Here is a 21703-nt window from a genome sequence, read left to right on the forward strand (position 1 = left end):
CTCACTGGAATAGCACCAGCATCGCAGTGATTTAGTGAAACAGCTGGTACGAAGATTCCGCAGATATATTTTTGCTCATGTTTTGTGTTTCTTAATAAATCTGCTTTTGATTGCGCCAGGTGGCGATTAAAATGAGGAGAAGTGATTTACGTGTCGACTAAGCGGAAAACAGTAGGATCACAAGTGAATCAACGATGTTGTATGTTGCTTCAGTTGTGAATCACCTTCTTCGCAATGGTATGCAGAGGGACGGTGTGTGTCAGCCCTAGATCATGGACACGCTCACTCATCGTGGTTGCCAAAGGAGGGAAACCCCTGCCCTTATATGCGAAGGCTATCTTGTTTCCAAATCCCTCCGCCTCCATGACTACGACCTGATCATCAAAGCGCTCTCGGATTCTCGCGGCATAGGTGCGGAACTTGTTGTCGCCACTTAGCAGGTTGACCACCAATACACCACCATCCCGAAGTTTTGCATAGCAATGATCGTAGAACCCTACGCTGCATAATTCTCTTGGCTGGCCATCCCGGTCGAAGCCATCGACGAGCAGCACATCGACAAGCTCGGAGTGGTTCTGGACATAAACCGCGCCGTTGGCACAAATCACTTTGAAATTGGGGCCGTCTGGAGGAATCCTGAAGTTGTCGCGCAGGGCGATCACCTCAGGGTTGATTTCCACCGCCGTGAAATGCGTGTTGGGCAAATGTCGCAAGCAATACTTCGCCAACGAGCCTCCGCCCAGGCCGACCATTGCGATCCGTTCCGGTTTTGGCTGAAAAAGCAGAAAACCCATCATGGTTCGGGTGTACCCCAGAATCAACTTTTCGGGATCGCACTTGCACATATGACTTTGCGTCGTCGCAAAATCGAAGTGTAGCGTTATGACTTCGTTGCCTTCATACAGGAAAGGCTTGCCCGCCAAGGTCTGTGGCAAAGCGGCGTGATATTTGAACAAGAAATCGCTCAAGTCGCTCAGGTTTTCCCTCTTTTTGTCGTCAAGTGTTCGGATCAAAAGTGAATCCACGATATATGTTGATCAAGACGCCTAATCATCTTCTGTGCAATGGGGCGAAAAGAAATTGTGTGTGTCGGTGACAGATACATGACACGCTCCTTGAGCGTGGCCTTCAAAGGAGGAAAATCCATCCCTTTATAGGCGAAGGCGATTATATTTCCTGATTCTTCCGCTTCTACGATTACGACCTGGCCATCAAAACTATCCCGGATTTTTTCGGCAAACGCCACCGACCGGGTATCGTTGCTTAGCAGGTTAACCACCAATACGCCGCCATCCCGGAGTTTTGCATGGCAATTTCCGTAGAACTCTCTACTGCATAGTTGTTCGGCCTGTCCGTACTGGTCGAAGCCATCCACGATTAGCACATCAACAAGTTCGGAATGATCCTGAACATAAATGGCGCCATCGTCACACAGCACTTTGAAATGGGGCCCGTCCGGAGGAATCCCGAACTTGTCCCTCAAGGAAATTACATCAGGGTTGATTTCCACCGCCGTGAAATGCGTGTTGGGCAAATGTCGCAAGCAATACTTCGCCAACGAGCCGCCACCCAGTCCGACCATCGCGATCTGTTCCGGTCGCGGCTGAAAGAGCAGAAACCCCATCATGGTGCGGGTATAGCCGACGGTTAGCTTATCGGGATCGGTCTTCCTCATGTGGCTTTGTATTGACCAGAAATCGAAGTGCAGCGCTATTTCACAGTCACTCTCGACTAGGTATGGTTTCCCCGTAGACGGCGGCAGCGCCTGATAGTCGCGCCAAAAGTCATTCCATGTGCTCATGTTGCTGTTCTATCCATAATTGCTAACGGTATTGGGTGCAAGTACAGTTTTTCGGTTGAGCATATCGCAACAAGACATATATAATGTTAATCTGATTAACATTATCGGCGACCCAGACGCAACCATGGAAACCAAAACAGCCCGTCTTACCCTTCTAATCGACCCGGTAAAAAAGAAAGCCTTTGAAGAATTATGCGCTGCACAAGACCTGACCCCTTCGCAGGTAGTGCGGCAGATGATCCGCGATTACATGGAACTCCACGGCATGGACTACGCCACGAAAAGCAAGATTGGTGCGGCAGGGCCCAGGGGCGCCAAGTAAAGGTTTCTTCCTCATAACTATTGGGGGTCGCCACGCAAATAGTGCTCGCTTGTTTTCAGCATGCTCTCTGTGTACTCGCTTAAAACCGCCTGCTTTCCTTGGATCATTTCCGGGTTCGTCCCTACCAGGAGATTGCACCGCACTATCGCGGCCGCAAAGTCATCGAAATAATCCTCCGGTTCGATAGCGGCAAGGATGCCTGCCTTGTCGAGCTTTTCTCTCACGCGCTCGTTTGCCTCGCACAAAATGATGCGAATGCCGCGCGCTTCCAGATTAAGGATCGCCTCTTCTAAAGTTTGCAAGCCGGTAATATCCATGAATGGCACCCGACGCAATCGAATCACCAGAATGCGCGGGTCGGTATGGGTTTGCGCCAATGTCTGCTCGAAATTTTCCACGGCGCCGAAGAAAAATGGTCCGTCAATGGCATAGACCAGCACGCCCGGCGGCAAGGCCGTTAACCCCTGATAGGTCAGCTCCATTTCAAGTTCTTTCTCGGCGACCTGCTGTACCTCCACGGAGGAAGCCATACGACGCAGGAAATGCAGCATGGCGAGGATGACACCGATATTGACCGCCACTACCAGGTCGGTAAACACGGTCAATCCAAAGGTAATTAGGAGAATCGCCACGTCTGCACGCGGTGCGCGCCGCACCATGTGCGCAAAGTGTTTGATCTCGCTCATGTTGTAAGCGACCACAAATAAGATGGCCGCCAGCGCGGCAAGCGGCACACTGGCGGCCAGCGGGGCTAGGATCAAAACAATGAGCACGAGTGTAATCGAATGGACGATGCCGGCAATCGGGCTGGTGCCACCATTACGAATATTGGTTGCGGTACGTGCAATCGCCCCGGTTGCGGCAAACCCGCCGAACAGCGGTGCCGCGATGTTGGCAATTCCTTGCCCGATCAGTTCCTGGTTCGAATCGTGCCGGGTTCCGGCCATGCCGTCCGCCACCACGGCAGACAGCAGGGACTCGATAGCCCCGAGCATGGCAATAGTGAAAGCTGGCCCGATAAGCTCGATTACGCGTGACAACGTGACCGACGGAAGAGCAAAAGCAGGCAAGGTTTGCGGGATACCGCCAAAGGCGCTGCCGATCGTTTCAACACCATCGAACTTGAAGATTGACTGGAGCGCGGTTGCAACCACCATTGCCAACAATGGTCCGGGAATTCGCTTCAATCCGCGAACCCTGGGCGAAAGCGTCACCAGTAGCAGGCTTAACACCGCCAGCGCCGTAGTCGCAAGCTGGAGCTGCGGCAACACCTCAATGAGATGCAAGAACTTCTCGTGGAAATGCTCCCCGGCTACCATGGGTAGCCCGAAAAAGTCTTTCCACTGCCCGACCCAGATGATGACGCCGATGCCGGCGGTGAAACCGACGATGACCGGAGCGGGAATAAACTTGATGACCACGCCCATCTTGGCGACCCCCATCAGCAGGAGCATCACCCCGGCCATCAACGTGGCGATTTGCAAACCGTCGACACCATGCTTGGCCGCAATCGTAGCCAGAATGACAATAAAGGCACCGGTTGGTCCGGCGATCTGAAGCCGGGTGCCACCGAAAACAGACACCAGCAATCCCGCGATGATGGCGGTGTAAAGCCCCTGCTCCGGTTTTACTCCAGATGCGATGGCGAAGGCCATCGCCAATGGCAAGGCCACCACCCCGACGATAAGTCCGGAAACAAGGTTGGACACCCAGTGTTTACGGTGCAGCAGACCAGCGCGATAGGCTTCCTGTAAAGCAATCATTGTTTTCTTTGTTGATGTGCGTTAAATAAAGATAGTATTATAATCACATTAACATGTAATGGAAATGCATCGAGAAATGGTCAAGCCGGAAAATAGCGTTGAAATCTTCCCCTTGAGCACAGGGGATTACATAGCGGCAATGGCGCTCTGGCAGGGGTGCGATGGCATACGCCTTCGGCCTGAAAATACTTCCGAATGGTCTTTCCGCCGCTTTCTCGCCAGAAATTCGGGGGTATGCCTTGGCGCCTGGGAAGCGGATCGGTTGGTCGGCGCGGTTCTGGTGGGCCACGACAGCCTCCGTGCTTACCTTTACCATTTGGCTGTCGCGGAGACACATCGCCGGCAAGGAATAGCGCGCCAGTTGGTGCAGGCTGTGCTCAAGGAGTTGAACCGGATAGACATTACCAAAGCGCATTTATTTGTCGAGACGGATAACGAGGTGGGGCTGAGTTTCTGGCGAGCGATTGGCGCCGAACAGCGTACCGATTTAACAGTTTTTTCGCTAACAGTCAGAACCATCCATTAGCCAAAGAGAAAGCGGTCAAGACTGGCTGCTTGAGTCTATTTTATTAACCGGGAGGATTCCCATGAGCAAACTCAAAAACGACACCTTCCTGCGCGCCCTGTTGCGCCAGTCGACCGAATACACGCCAGTATGGATGATGCGCCAGGCCGGTCGTTACCTGCCGGAATATTTACGGACCCGGACCAAGGCCCGTGATTTTATGGGTCTGTGCAAGAATCCTGATCTCGCCACGGAAGCGACCCTGCAACCTCTGGCACGCTTTCCGCTCGACGCCGCTATCCTGTTTTCCGACATCCTCACCATTCCAGACGCGATGGGCCTGGGGCTGTACTTCAGCACCGGCGAAGGGCCGAAATTCAAGCGGGCACTGCACCATGAAAAAGAAATCCGCAACCTGATTGTGCCCGATCCGAACGTCCATCTGCGCTATGTCATGGATGCCGTCAGCCAGATACGCAAGGCGCTGAATAACGAAGTGCCACTGATTGGCTTTGCCGGCAGCCCTTTCACGCTCGCCTGCTATATGGTGGAAGGCCGCAGCAGCTCGGATTTCATTAGAGTCAAGACGATGCTTTATCAGCGCCCAGAGCTACTGCACCACATTCTTGATGTCAACGCCCGAGCCGTCACCGCCCACCTCAACGCGCAAATCGAGGCCGGCGCCCAAGCGGTAATGATTTTCGACTCCTGGGGTGGCGCGCTGTCACACGCGGCTTACCATGAGTTCTCGCTAGCCTACATGAAGCAAATTGTTGGTGGTCTGAAGCGCGAACATGACGGCAAAAAAGTACCGTGTATCGTCTATACCAAGGGCGGAGGGCTGTGGCTGGAAAGCATTGCAGCCATCGGCTGTGACGCGATCGGGTTGGACTGGACCATCGACATTGGCGAAGCGCGCAGCCTCGTTGGCGACAAGGTGGCGTTGCAAGGCAATCTCGATCCGGCAGTGCTGTTCAGCAACCCCGACACCATCCGCACCGAAGTCGACAAAGTCCTGCTCAGCTGCGGCAAAGGCAGCGGCCACGTCTTCAACCTGGGGCACGGCATTTCCCAGTTCACCGAACCGGAAAACGCCGCCGCCATGGTTACGGCGGTGCATGAATTGAGCCGGAAATATCATTACAGCTGCGGCTGATGAAGCCGCTTGGTAAATTTCATTATCTCAAAGGAATACAGTGAAAAAAGTTCTGATCCTTGGCGTGAACGGCTTCATCGGTCACCATCTTTCCCAGCGCATCCTCGAAACGACCGACTGGGAAGTTTACGGCATGGACATGTACAGCGATCGCGTGACCGACCTGATGACCAACCCGCGCTTCAATTTCTTCGAGGGCGACATTACCATCAACAAGGAGTGGATCGAATACCACGTCAAGAAATGCGACGTGGTGCTGCCGCTGGTGGCGATCGCCACGCCGGCGACCTACGTCAAGGAACCGCTCAAGGTCTTCGAACTGGATTTCGAGGCCAACCTGCCGATCGTGCGCCAGTGCGTCCAGTACGGCAAGCACCTGATTTTCCCGTCCACCTCAGAAGTTTACGGCATGTGCCGCGACGACGAGTTCGACCCGGAAAATTCGGAACTGATCCTTGGCCCGATCAACAAGCCGCGCTGGATCTACTCCTGCTCCAAGCAGCTGATGGACCGCGTGATCTTCGCTTACGCCATGAAGACCGAGTTCAACTTCACCTTGTTCCGTCCCTTCAACTGGATCGGCGAAGGGCTGGACAACATCAACACCGCCAAGGAAGGCAGCTCGCGCGTCATAACCCAGTTCCTCGGGCACATTGTGCGCGGCGAAGACATCAAGCTGGTGGACGGCGGCACGGCCAAGCGTTCCTACACCTATGCATCGGACGGTATCGACGCGCTGATGAAAATCATCGAGAACAAGAACGGCGTGGCGACCGGCCAGATCTACAACATCGGCAATCCGTCCAACAACTACTCGGTGAAGGAACTGGCCAAGATGATGATGGACCTGGCCATGGAATATCCCGAGTACAAGGAAAACGCGCACAAGGTCAAAACCCTGGAAGTCACCTCCGGCGACTACTACGGCAAGGGCTACCAGGACGTGCAGAACCGCGTGCCGAAAATCGAGAACACCATGCGCGACCTCGACTGGAAGCCGCAGGTGACCATGGCCGATGCGCTCAAGCACATCTACGAAGCCTACCGCGGCCAGGTTGCCGAAGCTCGCAAGTTGATGGATTAAAAAGAGCGATAGGGGTAAGGGTCGCACAAATAATGACAAGAAATAGCCAGAAAATTCGGTTCTTCCGAAAGCATATTCCATCGTTCGAGTGCGAACCCGGTTGTCGCGATTGCTGCGGGCCGGTGACCACCTCCACCGAAGAGATTGCAAGGCTTCCAGTCAAACGCCATGAGGAATATGAGGCAGCGCTTGCCAATCTAAGTTGTCCTCACCTTGGGGACAATGGATGCCAGGTCTATGCAGAACGCCCGCTGATCTGCCGCCTGTTTGGCACGACGCCACGGCTTGCCTGCCCGAATGGCAAGCGTCCTGAGGTGATGATCGATCCACAAATAGAGCAGCAGATCCAACATTTCTTTGAGAAGACACGCCATGTGCTGGTTTGAAAATGATTTCTACTGGTGAGTACAAAGACCTTCCGAGCAAGCACAGCCATGATCAGGGATAAGTTGTTTCATATTTGCAACGCCAACAAACCGATAGACGTTGAGGAATAATGATGGTTACACTGCTTTGTAACTCGCTTTGGCACCTAGCCTACGAACGGATTGGTCGCGTGGAATAGGGCCGCCCACTGGACTGGCCTCTAGTATTACCCGTTCCTGGTCGGCATGGTGAAAGTACCCGGAGTAAGCAGCTGCGGGCTACATATCATGACCGGTCCCCTTTTCTGGAGATCTAGGCATGTGGTTGAAGGTTCTATCGGCGAAGCACTGGCCATGAGCACGGCGATCCCTCTACTTATCGCATATGTCGCTGCGGCGTGCGCCCTGCTGTCGGGCGTAGTCTCCCTGTTTGCCGGGCGTCACCATCCGGGTTTCCTGCATTCCGGTTCGTTCCTGTTTCTGTTTCTCGCCGGGGCCACCAGCATTGCCGCCGGCGGCTGGGCACTACTCGCCAATCTCACCCTCACCGGCCAGATGGCGCTTGGCCTGCCCTGGCTCAAGTGGCATATGCGGCTCGATCCTCTTTCCGGCTTTTTCCTGCTGCTGCTCGGCACACTGGTGATCGCGGTTTCGCTCTACGGCCCCAGCTACACGCGCGAATTTGCGCGAGGTAAGGCAGCCCAGCCCTTGCCTCCGCTCGGTGTGTTCACCGCGACCTTCATTCTCGGCATGCAGATGCTGCTGCTCGCCGACGACGCCCTGGTGTTCATGATCTTCTGGGAGATGATGTCGCTTTCCGGCTACTTTCTCGTCGTCTACCAGCACCAGCATGCCGCCAACCGCCACGCCGCCTTTCTCTACCTGCTGCTCGCCCACGTCGGTGCCCTGGTCATCCTGCTTTCCTTTGGCGTACTTGCCGCGTTCGGCGGCGGCCTGACTTTCGACCAGATGCGGGTGGCCCACCTCACGCCGCAGTGGGCAACGCTGGCCTTTCTATTCGCTTTTATCGGCTTCGGCACCAAGTCCGGCATGGCGCCGCTGCATGTCTGGCTACCCGATGCACACCCAGTGGCCCCGTCGCATATTTCGGCCATGATGAGCGGCGCCATGATCAAGATGGGCATCTACGGCATCGTGCGCGTAAGCTATGACCTGATCGGCAATGTGCGCTGGGAATGGGGGCTGCTTGTGCTCGTCATCGGCACTGCCTCGGCGCTGCTCGGCGTGCTCTATGCCCTCATGCAGCACGACCTAAAGCGCCTGCTCGCCTATCACTCAATCGAAAACATCGGCATCATTCTCATGGGTCTGGGGATGTCGATGATCTTCATCGGCAGCGGACACAAATTGCTCGGCACGCTCGGGTTGGTGGCGGCACTCTACCACACACTCAACCACGCACTGTTCAAGGGGCTGCTGTTTCTCGGCGCCGGCGCGGTGCTCTATCGCACGCACGAGCGCGACCTCGAGCGCATGGGCGGACTGATTCATCGCATGCCGGTCACGGCGTTCATGTTTCTGGTCGGCAGCGTCGCGATCTCGGCGTTGCCCCCTTTCAACGGCTTCGTTTCCGAGTGGCTGACGTTCCAAACGGCGTTGCAGGCACCGGCGCTGGAAAACGGCGTGCTGCGCACGATGATTCCGATCTCGGCCGCATTGCTTGCTCTGACCGGAGCGCTTGCCGCAGCTTGCTTCGTCAAGGCTTTCGGTATCGCGTTCCTCGGCAAACCGCGAACACGCCGCGTCGCACGCGCACGCGAGGTGCCGAGGGGAATGCAGGGCGGCATGGCGCTATTGGCGGTACTGTGCTTGCTACTCGGCGTGTTACCGACCTCGGTTATCATGGTGATGGCACCTGTCACGCAACTGCTGGTGCAGGAATCGCTGCCTTCGGCCGCTGCCCAGGGCTGGTTATGGCTGACGCCGATTTCGCCCCAGGTTGCCTCCTACTCGGCGCCCTTGGTACTGATCGCTATCGTCGTGGTGTTCGGCATGGGCTTCCTGTTGCTCAAACGTGGAGCCGTCCCCGCCCGCCGGGTCGATACTTGGGACTGCGGCTTCGGGCGACTCACCGCGCGCATGGAGTATACCTCCACCGCTTTCACCCAGCCGATCCGGCGCGTTTTCGGTGCAGTATGGAAGGTGGAAGAGGATGTCGAGACGGTCGCTGGCGCTGGCCCTATTCCGCGCGTCACCAGCATTCGCCACCACCTGCATGTGCAGGACTGGTCCTGGCTCAAGGTCTATCAACCGATTGGGCGGCTGGTGCTACATGCGGCACGGCGCATCGGCTTCATCCAGACCGGCAACATCCATACCTATCTGAAATACTCGCTCGCAACGCTGCTCTTTTTGCTATGGATAGTCAGCCTATGAACAGCCAATCGATCGTCTGGGCGCTCGCAGCGGCGCAGACGCTGCTGTTCATCCTCGCCGCGCCACTGCTAGCGGGATGGGTGAAACGGATTAAGTGTCACCAGCAGAACCGTGCGGCGCCAGCCGTTTGGCAGCCGTACCGCGATCTGACCAAGCTACTGAAGAAGAATATGGTGCTGGCCGGAAATGCCTCCTGGCTGTTCCGCGCCGTTCCCTACATCATATTCGGCGCCACGCTGCTCGCCGCCGCCGCCGTTCCACTCATCGCCGTACACCTTCCCACTTCGGCGATTGCCGATGTGATCGTACTGGTTGGTTTTTTTGCGCTGGCACGGTTTTTCACAGCGCTGGCCGCTCTCGACATCGGCACCGCTTTCGGCGGCATGGGCGCCTCGCGTGAAATGACCGTCGCCGCGCTGGCCGAACCGGCCATGCTCATGGCGGTATTCACGCTAGCCATGACGGCGCATTCAACCAACCTGTCGGTGGCTATCGAGACGGTTCTGCAAGCGGGCTTGGTGCTGCGCCCATCGTTCCTGTTCGCCCTGCTCGCGCTGGCCATGGTGGCGGTGGCCGAGTGTGGGCGCATTCCGGTGGACAACCCGGCCACCCACCTTGAACTGACCATGCTGCACGAGGCCATGATCCTGGAATATAGCGGACGTCACCTGGCCCTGATCGAGTGGGCGGCGCAGATCAAGCTGATGATATACGCGGTGCTGATTATCGACTTCTTCCTCCCTTGGGGCATTGCCAGCGAATTCAGCACTGGCGCCTTGATCGTAGGGGTCGTGGCTGCCACGGCCAAATTGATGCTGCTCGCCATGCTGCTGGTGGTGTGGGAGACGGTGCTGGCCAAGATGCGCCTGTTTCGGGTGCCGCAGTTCCTCGGCTTCGCCTTCATGCTTGCGCTTCTCGGCATGCTCACTAACGTCGTGCTGGAAACTGGGGGGTAAATGGCGCTTTCCAGTCTCAGCCTTTATAGCCAGGCCATCATCCTATTCGCGGCCCTGGTGCTGTTCTCCTCCTTCGTCATGCTCGCTCAGACGCGCATGGTGCCGCTCATTTTCACTTTTGCCTGGCAAGGTCTGCTGATGGCGGTGGCGACCGTGCTGGTCGCCATCGTCTCGAATCATAAGCACCTCTACATTTCCGCTGCGCTCACCGTCGCGCTCAAGGTGGGGCTGATCCCGTGGGTGCTCTATCGCCTCAGCGTTCGGCTCGACATGAATTACGACACCGAGGTGATAAAGCATCCTTCGCTGTTGCTCCTCGGCGGCGCCGGCCTGGTCATTTTCAGCTATTTCATTGCCCTTCCGATCGTACACCTGTCCGGTTTGGCCACGCGCAACACCATCGCCGTGAGCATCGCTGTCGAACTCCTCGGCATGCTGATTATGTCCGTGCGCAGGACGGCGATGGCGCAGGTCATCGGCTTCATGTCCATGGAAAACGGGCTGTTCTTTGCCGCCGTGGTGTCTACCTACGGCATGCCGCTTATCGTCGAACTCGGCGTGGCCTTCGACGTCATGGTCGCGTCCATCCTGTTCGGCGTGTTCTTCTTTCACCTGCGCGATTCGTTCGATTCCCTTGATGTCAGCCATCTCAACCTCCTGTCCGAGGCGAATGAACCGGCGCCATTGGCGGAAACCGCTGTTGCGACAACACCGGGAGAGCACACATGACGATGCTGGAAATCACGCTGCTGGCACCGTTTATCGGCGGCCTGCTGCTGGCCTGGATCGGTCACCGCACGCTCGCCGGCTGGGTCAATGTGGCCACCGGCGTGGTGACCTTCGCCGCCTCGCTGGTCATGGCGCTGGATGTCTTCGCCCATGGGCCGCAGCTTTCCAGCGGGCACCTGTTCTACATCGACGCCTTCAACGTTTATCTGGTCGTCCTTACCGCTTTCGTCGGCATGACCACCTCGATATTCTCACGCCCCTACATGCGCCACGAAGTCGAGCGCGGGCGCGTCACCGACCGGCGCATGCGCCTCTACCACTCGATGTATCAGGGCTTCCTGTTCTCGATGTTGCTGGCGCTGTCGACCAACAATCTCGGCATTATGTGGGTGGCCATGGAATCCGCCACCTTGACCACCGTGCTGCTGATTTCGCTCTACCGCACGCCGCAGTCGATCGAGGCGGCATGGAAGTATTTCGTGCTCTGCGGCGTCGGCATCGCCCAGGCTTTGTTCGGCACAGTGCTCATCTATTTCGCCGCCGAGAACCGGGTTGGCGCCGAACACGGTGACACCCTGCTGTGGACCGTGCTGCACGACACCGCAGCCGCCAATCTGGACCCGGCGGTGGTCTCGCTCGCCTTCGTCTTCCTGCTGGTCGGCTACGGCACCAAGGTCGGCCTGGTGCCCTTGCACAACTGGCTGCCGGATGCCCACTCTGAAGGCCCGACGCCGATGTCGGCCGTGCTTTCCGGGCTGCTGCTCAACGTCGCGCTGTATGCCCTGGTGCGCTTCAAGATGCTGGTGGATGCCTCGCTGCATACCGAGCTCGCCGGTCACCTGATGATGGGCTTCGGCCTGCTTTCATTCGTGGTGGCGGGCCTGTTCCTGCACCGCCAGCACGACATCAAGCGCATGTACAGCTATTCGTCGATCGAGCACATGGGGTTGATGACCTTTGCCTTCGGCATCGGCGGACCGCTGGCCACTTTCGGCGCGCTACTGCATATGACGGTGAATTCGCTCACCAAGTCGGCCATCTTCGTCACCGTCGGCTACGCCTCGCAACTCGCCGGAACGCAGCGTATCGAGGACATCCGCGGCCTGATTCGCACCCAGCCCAGCATCGGCTGGGGATTGTTGATCGGCACGGTGGCGATTACCGGTTTCCCACCCTTCGGCGTATTCATCAGCGAATTTCTGCTGCTCATGGCCACCATGAAGTCCTGGCCTTGGTTGACGATCCCGCTGCTGGTTGGCTTCGGCGTGGCATTCGCCGGCCTGTTCCGCCACCTGCAACCGATGGTCTTCGGCGAGCCGCCGACCGGGCAGAAACCGGTACGCGCCAACATGCTGCCGGTGGCGGTGCATCTTACCTTGGTGCTGTGGCTCGGGCTGTCGATTCCCACCTTCCTCTCGAACTGGTTCGAACAGGCCACGCTGCTCATTGCGGGAGCGCCGCTACGATGACGCAGGACAAGCCATTTGCCCCATTTCTCGGCCATCTGGCGCAAACGGGGCTGCGTGTCGAGTCTGTGGCCGCGCACGGGCTCGCGCCGGCGCAAGTCATCACGGTACAAGCTGAAGACTGGGGCCGGCTTGGCCAGGAAGCCAAGGAGTGGGGATGCCGCTGGGCCGCTGGCTGGGGCGAGGATATAGACGGGAAAGTTGATAAGGCGATCCACATCCACGCCTGTTTTGAGAAAGGTGGCGCCTACCTGCTCGCACGCACGATGGTCACGCGCACCAATCCGATCCTGTCCTCGCATACGCCGTCCTATCCGGCGGCCGACCGTCCCGAGCGGCATACCCAGGACATGTTCGGCGTGGCCTTTACCGATCACCCCGATGCGCGCCGCTGGACACGGCATCAGGCGTGGAAGAGTTCGGAGTATCCTCTACGCCGGGATTTTCCCGCCGCAGGCCACCCGCTCGCAGCAACGCCAGCCGATCACCAGTACAAATTCCTCGCCGCACAAGGCAGCGGCGTCTATGAGATACCAGTAGGGCCGGTACATGCCGGCATCATCGAGCCGGGACATTTTCGCTTTCAGACAGTGGGCGAAACGGTACTCCACCTCGAGGCGCGCCTCGGCTACACCCACAAGGGCATCGAGAAAATCGCCGAGGGCCGTGATGCAGCCAGCTTGGCGCGCCTGGCCGGGCGCGTCTCGGGCGATTCAACTGTTGCGCACGCTTGGGCGGCGAGCATGGCGATGGAGAAAGCGGCAGGACTTACGGCACCGCCACGCGCCGTCTGGCTGCGCGCCTTGATGTGCGAACGCGAGCGCGTCGCCAATCATCTCGGCGACATCGGCGCGATCGCCAACGATGTCGGCTTTGCCTTCGGTTTCTACCAGTTCGGGCGGCTGCGCGAGGCTTGGCAACGCGCCTCGTGCGAGGTCTTCGGCCACCGTTTCATGATGGATTGCATCGTTCCCGGCGGCGTGGCGGCTGACTTGGAACCGCGATTTATGGAAACCATGCGCGATGAGGCAGACGCCTTGCGCTGGCAGATCGGTAAGCTGATGGCTATCGTTTACGATTCGCCCTCGCTGACGAACCGGCTGCTGGGCACCGGCGTGCTCACGCCGGAACAGGCCAGCGCGCTGGGCTGTATGGGCTATGTGGGGCGCGCATCGAGTCTGGATTTCGATGTTCGGCGAGATGCGACTTATCCGCCCTATGATCGACTTAAAGTCACCGTTCCGCTGCATCATACCGGCGACGTCAACGCGCGTATGCGCGTGCGCCACGAGGAAATAGTCGTCTCGCTCGAGGTCATCAAGGCGCTGCTTGCAGGGCTACCCGATGGACCGGTCGGTAGCGAGTGGCGAGTTCCCATAGCGGACAGCGAAGGACTGGGGATCATCGAGGGCTGGCGCGGAGAAATCATTAGCTACGTGCGCTTCGGTGCAGGCGGGCGGATCGCTCGCTTCTTCCCGCGCGACCCGTCATGGACCACTTGGCCGGCGCTCGAAGTGCTGATCCACGACAACATCGTCCCAGACTTCCCGGTGTGCAACAAGTCCGTGAATGGGTCATATTCAGGAAACGATCTATAATGCTGCGCATTCTTGGAAAAATACAGCGTATCGGCATCATCTCCGAGCCACTACCGCCGCTCAACGAACCCGCGCTAACCGAAATCGGAGAACAGCTCAAGGCACGCATCGGCGAGCTGTTCGGCGGCAGCCTCGCCATCCGGGAAGTGGATGCGGGCTCATGCAACGGCTGCGAGCTTGAAATCCAGGCGCTCAACAACTCCTGGTACAGCATTGAACGCTTCGGTGTGCATTTCGTCGCCAGCCCGCGCCATGCCGACATGCTACTGGTCACCGGCCCCGTCTCGCGCCACATGGAAGAGGCGATACACCGCACCCTTGCTGCAACACCCGAACCCAGGCTAGTCATCGCCGTAGGCGCGTGCGGCGCAGACGGCGGCGAATTCGGTGAGAGCTACGCCTCACGCGGCGCGGTTGCGAACGTGATTCCCGTCGATGCCGTCATTCGCGGCTGCCCGCCAACCCCGGTCGACCTAATGCGCGGCATCCTCGAAGCCATCGGCAGACCATAGATTTGATTTACGTGGTAGTCAGCATGATCGCAGGTACGCTCACTTTTTTCTCGGTCGCGACCTTAAACTATCGAAGAATTTCTTTCTGATTCCAGATGCAATTGGGCTGGCATTATTTACCGTTGTTGGAACCAGTGTTGCGCTTAAGCTCAATACAACTTTGCTAATCGCTGGCCTAACGGGCGGGACCGAATCTGACATGGCTCCCGCAGCCGATGGTTCACATTTGTCAGCTTGAAGCATACCCTATCCTGATGTCAGGATAGGCCGTCTCGCAACGTCAGAATAGAGTGCAGTCTGGTATTTATTGACACTTGCGGCGAAAGTGTTGGCGCTAAACCAATATTGACCATTTAGACGCGCGGATGCGCGTTGAAGTTTGACCAGGTAACCCACGACGTATCCTGTTTTTTTAAGCAGGAGGAATGAAGAGGTGATTACCATGGTCATGTATGCAAAGGTACGTCGGATGTTCTTCCGGGAACATCTATCCATCAGCGAGATCGGGCGGCGCACAAGCCTGTCGCGCAACACCATCAAGAAGTGGCTCCGGGCGCCAGACGGTACCGAGCCCGCGTATTCCAGAGCCAAAGCCATCGTCAAGCTGACGCCATTTGAGGCCAGGCTGAGGTTGTGGCTGGAAGCCGACTCACACCGCCCCAAGCGCGACCGACGTACCGCACTGATGATGTTTGAAGCCATCAAGAAGGAGGGCTTCACCGGCTGCTACGCACGGGTCACCGAATTCATGCGCAACTGGCGGAATGTGACCGCTCCCAGCAAGTCTGCTTATGTTCCTCTCAGGTTTGAACTCGGCGAAGCCTTCCAGTTTGACTGGAGCGAGGAATGGCTGGTGATTGGCGGCATTCACCGCAAGATTCTGGCCGCACACACCAAACTGTGCGCCAGCCGTGCATTCCTGCTATCGGCCTATCCCACGCAAAGCCACGAGATGTTGTTCGATGCGCACACCCGGGCCTTCACGGCCCTGGGTGGCATTCCCCGGCGCGGCATCTACGACAACATGAAGACCGCCGTAGACAAGGTGTGCAAGGGCAAATGCCGCGTCGTCAATACACGGTTCTTTGCCATGACGGCACATTACCTGTTCGACCCTGATTTCTGCAACGTCGCCTCAGGCTGGGAGAAAGGCGTCGTCGAGAAGAACGTCCAGGATTCCCGCCGCCGTGTGTGGATGGAGGCCAAAGAACAGCGATTCAGCACATTCGGTGAGTTGAATGCCTGGCTGGAAGTACGCTGCCGCACCTTGTGGGCGGCAATGGAGCATCCGGACCATGTGGGCATCACTATCGCTGATGCGCTTGAACAGGAGCAGGCCTATTTGATGCCCATGCCGACCCCGTTTGATGGCTACGTCGAAGTGCTGGCTCGCGTTTCCAGCACGTGCCTGGTGAGCGTGCAGCGCAACCGCTATTCGGTGCCGTGCCATCTGGCCAACCATAAGATAGCCGTTCATCTGTATCCCGACCGGATTGAGGCCTACGCCGATAACGCGGTCGTAGCCAGTCATCCGCGCCTGCACCATCGTGACCAGACCAGCTATGACTGGCAGCATTACATTCCACTCATTGAGCGCAAACCTGGCGCATTACGCAATGGGGCGCCATTCGGTGATATGGCGATGCCCTTCATCATGCTGCAAGCCGCCTTGCGACGACGCGAACGGAATCTGGGTGATCGCGTCATGGCATCCGTTCTGGCCACCGTGCCAACGCACGGGCTGGATGCCGTCCTGGTTGCGGTGGGGTTGGTGCTGGAATCCGGTGTGCCAAGCGTCGAGCATGTGCTGAACATGCTGGCACGCCTCAAGCAGGAGGCAATGCCAGCGCAGGTGGAAACCGGCCTGACGCTCATCGAGGAACCGCTGGCGGATACCGCACGCTACGACAGCTTGAATGCTGGGGAGGTGTCCCATGTCTGATCTCGTCAGCCAACTCAAGGCGCTCAAGTTGCACGGCATGGCAGAGAGCTATGTCGAATTAAAAAACCAGGGCGCGTCAGGCGCGACGGCATCCATGGCCTCTTCCGAATGGCTGCTGCGGCATTTGGTGGAAGCCGAGGCGACGGATCGTGCCATCCGTTCCATCAGTTACCAGATGCACGTCGCCAGATTCCCTGTCCACCGCGACCTGGCCGGCTTTGACTTCAGCCAGTCCAAGGTCGATAAGTCACTGCTCGGCCGACTCGCCACCTTGCAGTTTACCGATGCCGCTCAGAACGTGGTGCTGGTCGGTGGCACGGGGACGGGCAAGACGCACTTAGCTACGGCCATCGGTGTTGCTGGTATCCAGCATCATGGCAAGCGGGTGCGCTTCTACTCCACGGTGGACCTGGTCAATACGCTGGAACGGGAGAAGGCTGCGGGCAAGCAGGGCAAGTTGGCGCTCAGTTTGATGCAGATGGATCTGGTAATACTGGATGAGCTGGGCTACCTGCCGTTCTCGCAGGCAGGCGGGGCGTTGCTGTTCCATCTCCTGTCCAAGCTGTATGAGCGGACCAGCGTCATCATCACCACCAATTTGACCTTCGCCGAGTGGAGTAGCGTGTTCGGCGATGCCAAACTGACCACGGCATTGCTGGACCGCCTGACCCACCATTGCCACATCGTCGAGACCGGCAACGAGTCCTATCGCTTCAAGCAAAGCAGCGCAACGGCTAAGGATCGTATCAAGGATCGGGAGAAGGAAAAACGGTCATCACCGTTGGAGGAAACGGAGCCGTTCTGACAAACATCATTCACTTCCGCAGGAGGTTAATGCCATCTCAGTCTGGTCGACTTGCCCCCAGCCGTGTAGTACGCTACATCGCTATAGCACCTGGTCAAAATTCAACGCGCACAGGTGGTCAGTTTTAAATGCGCGCCAACAGCAACAGCGTTATGACGTGAGTGTAACTGGTTCATGAAGACCTCGTGAGGTGTTTTGAAGCCGAGGCATTTTCTGGGTCGGTGGTTGAGTCTGTGCATGGCGAAAGCGATGTCCTTTTCCGTGATGGAGTTGAAGCGCATCTTCTTCGGGAAGAACTGGCGGATCAGGCCATTCATGTTCTCGTTGGCGCCCCGCTCCCAAGAAGCATAAGGATGAGCGAAGTAGAAGTCGGCATCGAGTGTCCCGGCAATTCGCTCATGTTGGGCGAACTCCTTGCCATTGTCAGTGGTCAGCGTGTGAACACAGGCCGCAAAAGGCGTCAGCAAGGAGATCATGGAGTCCGAAACGGCTTGTGCAGTCTTGAACGGAACATGGGCGATCAGCGCGTAGCGAGACGTGCGCTCGTTAATCGTAACCAGCGCCTGTTTCTGACCGGCGCCGATGACAAGGTCCGCTTCCCAGTCGCCGAAGCGAGCACGCTCGGCTACGATAGCGGGACGCAGATCAATAGATACTTGGTTGGGAATCGTACCGCGTCGATCGCGCCCGCCATAACGCTTCTTGCGGACCTTTTGGCAGCGCAGGGTTCGATGCAGTGTGCCACCGGCACGCTTGTCGGCGTAGATGCGCTGGTAGATGCTCTCGTGGCTGACGGCGGGTTCCCCATTCGCCTTGAGGTAGCCGGAGATCTGCTCCGGACTCCAGGTCTCGACCAGCTTGGCATCAACCACGCACCAGGTCTCGCTGGAAACGCGGGGCCCGTTCTCGCAGGCCTGCATGCGGACCTTTGAGAGCGCATGCGCTTGTTTGGGGCGATAACCGCGCTGACCGCGGTTGCGGCGAAGTTCGCGACTGATCGTCGATGCATGCCGATTCATCAATTGAGCAATCTCGCTTTGATCATGTCCGGCTTTGTTGAGGATGGCAATCTGGTATCGTTCGTCTTGGGTAAGATGTGTGTAATTCATTCTTGGCAACTTTAGACTTGGCGGTCGAGGGGCTCAGATGCTAACGCATCTTGCCCACTCAATCTGTTAATCAGAATTGCACTTCGAACTTGAACTCGCGAAGCGTGCTTTCCAATAGGTTCATGTATTTACACGCAAGCAGGCATACCACAAGCCCCTTGCCCTTCATTTTTCTTTTGCAAACGCCATCTGGCTGGACAAGATCACTTCGATTTCCTCCACGATTTTTTCCTGACGCAGGGCGTTGCGCTTTAAGGCAAGGCGAGCGATGGTTTCGTCGAGGCGGTCCAGGGCCTGCTCCATGTGAGCCAGGCGTTGGCGGTTCTCCGCCGACAGCGACTCATACAGGAAGCCGTACAGCGCTGCCAGAAGGTACTGGTCGAGCAGTTCGGCGAAAAATTCAGGCGGGGCAAGCTGCAGGCCCGGCGGATGCGCGAAATGCGGCGCTGGTGGCGGCGCCAGCGGCAGCAGGCGTTTGAGCGTCGGCTCGTCTTCGCTGTCGTGGGCCAGGCTGAAGAGCGCCGCACCGTTGCCGGAAAGCTGCTGGCTCGCGGTATGCAGTGCATCCATCAAGCGATTGAGCACGGTGGGCACATCTTCCGTCACGGTCGGGCCATCGAGCCGAGCAATCACGCCCGGGTGGGCTTCCAGCTTCGCCCCCAAGCGGCTTCCCACCACCAGCAGCGCGGGGGCAGGTTGCCCGCCTGGCAGCGCGTCAAGAACTGCGAGGACGCGCTCGTTGAAGTTGCCGCAGAAACCGCGCTCGGAGCCGATCAATAACAGAATCGCCGGCTGCATCTCGGCCGCGCTTGCAACGGGGAAAAAGCTCAGGAAATCAGCGGCCGCCGCCTCGATGTTGGCCAGCATGCGGCGCTGGTGGCCGATGAAGCGGGCGAGCTTGCGCGTCTCCACCAGCGACAGGCTTTTCATAGCCGTCATGATGCCGCTGATTTCCTTGAGGCGCGCGAAGCGCTGCGCGAGTTCGGCCTGGCCGCTCATGCCGCGAGCCAGTTGTTCAGCAACGCCAACCACTCGTCCCGCGCGGCGTCCAGCACAAGCGGATCGCGCGCAAGCCCATCCTGGATTTTTTGCAGCGCATCGGGCAGGGTTTGCGGTTCGAACCCGTCGAGCAGGCCGGCATTGAAGGCGATCATCCATGCGAGCTGGAAGCTTGCTGCCAAGGGATTGAGCCGTTCCTGCTTGAGAATTTCTCGCAACAGCCGGCCACGCCGGATTTTTACCTCAGTGCCGGCCTCCAGTTTGGTGCCGAAACGGGTGAATACTTCCAGTTCGAGGAATTGAAGGTAATCCAGCTTCATCTGTCCAGCCTCTTCCTTGATGCGTGGGTGCTGCGCCTTGCCGCCGATGCGCGACACCGACAGCGGCACGTCCACTGCGGGCAGGATGCCGGCGGCGAACAGGCGTCGGTCGAGATATATCTGGCCGTCGGTGATGGAAATGAGATTGGTGGGGATGTAGGCGGCGATCTCCCCTTCCTCGGTTTCGACCAGGGGTAGCGCAGTCAGGCTGCCGCCCCCATGATCCTGGGAGAGTCGGGTGGAACGTTCGAGCAGGCGCGCGTGCAGGTAGAAGATGTCGCCGGGGTAGGCCTCGCGGCCCGGTGGGCGGTGCATCAGCAGGGACAACTCGCGGTAAGCTCGGGCATGAGTGGTGAGGTCATCGTAGATCACCAGGGTGTCCTCGCCACGACGCATCCAGCCCTCGGCGATGGCGCAGCCGGCAAAAGGGGCAAGATACTTCATGCCCGGCGTGGCGGTTGCCTCCCCCACCACCACCGTGGAGTAGGCCAACGCCCCGTGGCGACGCAGCAGGTCGATCACCAGCGCCGCCTCGGAACGCTTCTGGCCGATCATGACGTAAACGCACTTCACCCCCTGCCCGGCCTGCGCCACGACACTATCCAAGGCCAGCGAGGTTTTGCCGGTACCCAAATCGCCAATAATCAGCTGACGCTGGCCGCGACCGATGGGAATCAGGGTATCCACCACCTTGGCGCCGGTATAGAGAGGCCGGTTGACGAAGTCCCGCGCCACGATTGGCGGAGAGGCACCCTCCAGAGAAGAAAAACCGTCCGTCTCCGGCGGCGGCAGGCCGTCGAGGGGCTTGCCCAGCGGATCAACGACGCGCCCGAGCAACCCGTCACCGACACCGATCTCAAGCCGCTCGCCGGTATGGGAAACCAGAGAGCCGGAAGCGACGTTCGCTTCCGGGTCAAGCAGAATGACGCCCAAGCGCTCCGCCTGGAGTTCGAACACCATACCGCGGCTGCCATCCTCGAAGCGCAGGATTTCCTCCGCCGCCGCCGAGGGCAGGCCGTAGACCCAGGCGATGCCATCACCCACCGAGGCCACCCGCCCCTTCTCGCCCAACCTCAGGGTGAAGCGATAGCCATCCACCCGCCGCGCCAGGCGGTCGAGCAGCCCGGCTTCAGCCGCCATGGTCGAGACTCCCGCTGAAGAAACTGAGTTCGTCGCGCAAGTTGGCCATCAACACCCAAGAGCCGGCCATGATGCATACCCCCGCCTTGAGTATGGCATCTTCGCTGAATTCCGGCACCAGAGGCCGGCCCGCCAAGCGGCCAAGGGCCAGGGTGAAAGCTGTGCGCTTTGCCTCATCGAGAGGATAAGCGCTGACGACCTTGATGCTCACTCTAGGGTCACGCAGGGCATCCAGCTTCTCCGGCACCTGTGCATCGAGTTCGCGAAGAGCAAGTTCAACCAGCTTCGCTTCCAGTTCGGGACCGGCCAAGCGGTCCAAAAAACGGCTGGCGAAGCGCACGGCTATGTTCACCGCCTCGTGCTCCAGTGCCGCTTCGCGCTCGCTTCTCTCGCGCTCTTCCAGCATTTGCCGGCGTTGGCGGTCAGTATTGACTTCTGCTTCCACGGTGGCCAGACGCCGCACCCGCTCGGCGGCGATTTCCTCGGCTAGCTCGGCCCTCGCCGCGGCACGTTCCTGATCCACGCCTGCCAGCCGCCCCAGGCATTCGCTCTTCAGCCCCTCCGCTTCCAGCCGTATCGCGGCTGCGTCCGCAATGGTCTTCGCCGTCTCGGCCTGGCGCTTTTCGATCACGCCCAGCACCGGGCGGTAGAAGAACCGCTTCAGCAACCACACCAGCACCAGGAAGTTGATCACTTCGAGGATAAAGGTCGTCAGATCGAATTCCATGGCGCGG

20 protein-coding genes are annotated in these 21703 nt (G+C 58.4%); 13 read left to right on the forward strand and 7 right to left on the reverse strand.

The genetic code is table 11. The features are described from left to right. Positions 1 to 209: 209 nt before the first annotated feature. Together SKTS_RS11120 and SKTS_RS11125 are read right to left on the reverse strand one after the other, a co-directional pair. Positions 210 to 968: a spermine/spermidine synthase domain-containing protein gene (locus SKTS_RS11120; protein WP_244617313.1), complete on the reverse strand. Its 759-nt coding sequence runs from the start codon at positions 966 to 968 to the stop codon at positions 210 to 212. A gap of 41 nt (positions 969 to 1009) precedes the next feature. Then, positions 1010 to 1801, reverse strand: a complete 792-nt coding sequence (locus SKTS_RS11125; RefSeq protein WP_173064686.1) for a spermine/spermidine synthase domain-containing protein — start codon at positions 1799 to 1801, stop codon at positions 1010 to 1012. A 124-nt stretch (positions 1802 to 1925) separates the two neighbouring features. Here SKTS_RS11125 and SKTS_RS11130 point away from each other — a divergent pair, with 124 nt between their 5' ends. Then, complete coding sequence (locus SKTS_RS11130; protein WP_173064689.1) at positions 1926 to 2123, forward strand: CopG family transcriptional regulator; 198 nt, start codon at positions 1926 to 1928, stop codon at positions 2121 to 2123. Between the two features lie 17 nt (positions 2124 to 2140). Here the strand turns inward: SKTS_RS11130 and SKTS_RS11135 are convergent, their stop codons facing one another. Next, positions 2141 to 3886, reverse strand: a complete 1746-nt coding sequence (locus tag SKTS_RS11135; RefSeq protein ID WP_173064692.1) for a SulP family inorganic anion transporter — start codon at positions 3884 to 3886, stop codon at positions 2141 to 2143. A 76-nt stretch (positions 3887 to 3962) separates the two neighbouring features. Here SKTS_RS11135 and SKTS_RS11140 point away from each other — a divergent pair, with 76 nt between their 5' ends. The 12 genes from SKTS_RS11140 (at position 3963) to istB (ending at position 17401) form a co-directional block, all read left to right on the forward strand. Then, complete coding sequence (locus SKTS_RS11140) at positions 3963 to 4412, forward strand: GNAT family N-acetyltransferase (protein ID WP_198420347.1); 450 nt, start codon at positions 3963 to 3965, stop codon at positions 4410 to 4412. Positions 4413 to 4473: 61 nt separating this feature from the next. Next, complete coding sequence (gene hemE / locus SKTS_RS11145) at positions 4474 to 5547, forward strand: uroporphyrinogen decarboxylase (protein WP_173064695.1); 1074 nt, start codon at positions 4474 to 4476, stop codon at positions 5545 to 5547. A 40-nt stretch (positions 5548 to 5587) separates the two neighbouring features. Then, a complete protein-coding gene (locus SKTS_RS11150) occupies positions 5588 to 6631 on the forward strand; it encodes a bifunctional UDP-4-keto-pentose/UDP-xylose synthase (RefSeq protein WP_173064306.1) in 1044 nt (347 codons plus the stop codon). 32 nt (positions 6632 to 6663) lie between these two features. After that, positions 6664 to 7017, forward strand: coding sequence for a YkgJ family cysteine cluster protein (locus SKTS_RS11155; RefSeq protein ID WP_173064698.1), 354 nt, complete (start codon positions 6664 to 6666; stop codon positions 7015 to 7017). A 300-nt stretch (positions 7018 to 7317) separates the two neighbouring features. Next, positions 7318 to 9393 (forward strand): hydrogenase 4 subunit B, encoded by a 2076-nt coding sequence (gene hyfB, locus SKTS_RS11160; RefSeq protein ID WP_198420349.1) that lies wholly within the window; start codon positions 7318 to 7320, stop codon positions 9391 to 9393. After that, on the forward strand, positions 9390 to 10349 hold the full coding sequence (locus SKTS_RS11165; protein ID WP_173064701.1) for a respiratory chain complex I subunit 1 family protein: 960 nt from the start codon (positions 9390 to 9392) through the stop codon (positions 10347 to 10349). Before hyfB ends, SKTS_RS11165 begins: the two co-directional genes overlap by 4 nt. Further along, on the forward strand, positions 10350 to 11078 hold the full coding sequence (locus SKTS_RS11170; RefSeq protein ID WP_173064704.1) for a formate hydrogenlyase: 729 nt from the start codon (positions 10350 to 10352) through the stop codon (positions 11076 to 11078). Further along, on the forward strand, positions 11075 to 12547 hold the full coding sequence (locus SKTS_RS11175; protein WP_173064707.1) for a hydrogenase 4 subunit F: 1473 nt from the start codon (positions 11075 to 11077) through the stop codon (positions 12545 to 12547). The genes SKTS_RS11170 and SKTS_RS11175 overlap by 4 nt, the downstream gene beginning before the upstream one ends. Then, the gene (locus SKTS_RS11180) at positions 12544 to 14142 is read left to right on the forward strand and encodes a hydrogenase large subunit (RefSeq protein WP_173064710.1); all 1599 of its coding nucleotides are present in this window, start codon (positions 12544 to 12546) and stop codon (positions 14140 to 14142) included. Before SKTS_RS11175 ends, SKTS_RS11180 begins: the two co-directional genes overlap by 4 nt. After that, positions 14142 to 14654, forward strand: a complete 513-nt coding sequence (locus SKTS_RS11185; protein WP_173064713.1) for an NADH-quinone oxidoreductase subunit B family protein — start codon at positions 14142 to 14144, stop codon at positions 14652 to 14654. The genes SKTS_RS11180 and SKTS_RS11185 overlap by 1 nt, the downstream gene beginning before the upstream one ends. Before the next feature lie 442 nt (positions 14655 to 15096). Beyond that, positions 15097 to 16596, forward strand: a complete 1500-nt coding sequence (gene istA, locus SKTS_RS11190; RefSeq protein WP_198420350.1) for an IS21 family transposase — start codon at positions 15097 to 15099, stop codon at positions 16594 to 16596. Next, positions 16589 to 17401 carry an IS21-like element helper ATPase IstB gene (gene istB, locus SKTS_RS11195; RefSeq protein ID WP_173064719.1) on the forward strand — a complete coding sequence of 271 codons (813 nt, stop codon included), beginning with the start codon at positions 16589 to 16591 and terminating at the stop codon, positions 17399 to 17401. The genes istA and istB overlap by 8 nt, the downstream gene beginning before the upstream one ends. A gap of 101 nt (positions 17402 to 17502) precedes the next feature. On the opposite strand, the gene SKTS_RS11200 is transcribed toward istB, so the two are convergent. The 4 genes from SKTS_RS11200 to SKTS_RS11215 all read right to left on the reverse strand — a co-directional run bounded on the left by SKTS_RS11200 (position 17503) and on the right by SKTS_RS11215 (position 21696). Beyond that, positions 17503 to 18510 carry an IS30 family transposase gene (locus SKTS_RS11200; protein ID WP_244617314.1) on the reverse strand — a complete coding sequence of 336 codons (1008 nt, stop codon included), beginning with the start codon at positions 18508 to 18510 and terminating at the stop codon, positions 17503 to 17505. 165 nt (positions 18511 to 18675) lie between these two features. Beyond that, the gene (locus SKTS_RS11205) at positions 18676 to 19509 is read right to left on the reverse strand and encodes a F0F1 ATP synthase subunit gamma (protein WP_173064722.1); all 834 of its coding nucleotides are present in this window, start codon (positions 19507 to 19509) and stop codon (positions 18676 to 18678) included. After that, positions 19506 to 20969, reverse strand: coding sequence for a F0F1 ATP synthase subunit alpha (locus tag SKTS_RS11210; RefSeq protein ID WP_173064725.1), 1464 nt, complete (start codon positions 20967 to 20969; stop codon positions 19506 to 19508). Before SKTS_RS11210 ends, SKTS_RS11205 begins: the two co-directional genes overlap by 4 nt. Beyond that, the gene (locus SKTS_RS11215; RefSeq protein WP_173064728.1) at positions 20959 to 21696 is read right to left on the reverse strand and encodes a F0F1 ATP synthase subunit delta; all 738 of its coding nucleotides are present in this window, start codon (positions 21694 to 21696) and stop codon (positions 20959 to 20961) included. The genes SKTS_RS11210 and SKTS_RS11215 overlap by 11 nt, the downstream gene beginning before the upstream one ends. Positions 21697 to 21703: the final 7 nt, after the last annotated feature.

This window comes from Sulfurimicrobium lacus (genome assembly GCF_011764585.1).
Classification (GTDB): Bacteria; Pseudomonadota; Gammaproteobacteria; order Burkholderiales; family Sulfuricellaceae; genus Sulfurimicrobium; species Sulfurimicrobium lacus.

Bases quoted from the DNA above. Each gene is read 5' to 3' on its own strand.
- SKTS_RS11125 (WP_173064686.1), bottom strand. From the start codon at position 1,801: ATGAGCACATGGAATGACTTTTGGCGCGACTATCAGGCGCTGCCGCCG.
- SKTS_RS11130 (WP_173064689.1), top strand. From the start codon at position 1,926: ATGGAAACCAAAACAGCCCGTCTTACCCTTCTAATCGACCCGGTAAAA.
- SKTS_RS11135 (WP_173064692.1), bottom strand. From the start codon at position 3,886: ATGATTGCTTTACAGGAAGCCTATCGCGCTGGTCTGCTGCACCGTAAA.
- SKTS_RS11140 (WP_198420347.1), top strand. From the start codon at position 3,963: ATGGTCAAGCCGGAAAATAGCGTTGAAATCTTCCCCTTGAGCACAGGG.
- hemE (WP_173064695.1), top strand. From the start codon at position 4,474: ATGAGCAAACTCAAAAACGACACCTTCCTGCGCGCCCTGTTGCGCCAG.
- SKTS_RS11155 (WP_173064698.1), top strand. From the start codon at position 6,664: ATGACAAGAAATAGCCAGAAAATTCGGTTCTTCCGAAAGCATATTCCA.
- SKTS_RS11165 (WP_173064701.1), top strand. From the start codon at position 9,390: ATGAACAGCCAATCGATCGTCTGGGCGCTCGCAGCGGCGCAGACGCTG.
- SKTS_RS11170 (WP_173064704.1), top strand. From the start codon at position 10,350: ATGGCGCTTTCCAGTCTCAGCCTTTATAGCCAGGCCATCATCCTATTC.
- SKTS_RS11175 (WP_173064707.1), top strand. From the start codon at position 11,075: ATGACGATGCTGGAAATCACGCTGCTGGCACCGTTTATCGGCGGCCTG.
- SKTS_RS11180 (WP_173064710.1), top strand. From the start codon at position 12,544: ATGACGCAGGACAAGCCATTTGCCCCATTTCTCGGCCATCTGGCGCAA.
- SKTS_RS11185 (WP_173064713.1), top strand. From the start codon at position 14,142: ATGCTGCGCATTCTTGGAAAAATACAGCGTATCGGCATCATCTCCGAG.
- istA (WP_198420350.1), top strand. From the start codon at position 15,097: ATGGTCATGTATGCAAAGGTACGTCGGATGTTCTTCCGGGAACATCTA.
- istB (WP_173064719.1), top strand. From the start codon at position 16,589: ATGTCTGATCTCGTCAGCCAACTCAAGGCGCTCAAGTTGCACGGCATG.
- SKTS_RS11200 (WP_244617314.1), bottom strand. From the start codon at position 18,510: ATGAATTACACACATCTTACCCAAGACGAACGATACCAGATTGCCATC.
- SKTS_RS11205 (WP_173064722.1), bottom strand. From the start codon at position 19,509: ATGAGCGGCCAGGCCGAACTCGCGCAGCGCTTCGCGCGCCTCAAGGAA.
- SKTS_RS11210 (WP_173064725.1), bottom strand. From the start codon at position 20,969: ATGGCGGCTGAAGCCGGGCTGCTCGACCGCCTGGCGCGGCGGGTGGAT.
- SKTS_RS11215 (WP_173064728.1), bottom strand. From the start codon at position 21,696: ATGGAATTCGATCTGACGACCTTTATCCTCGAAGTGATCAACTTCCTG.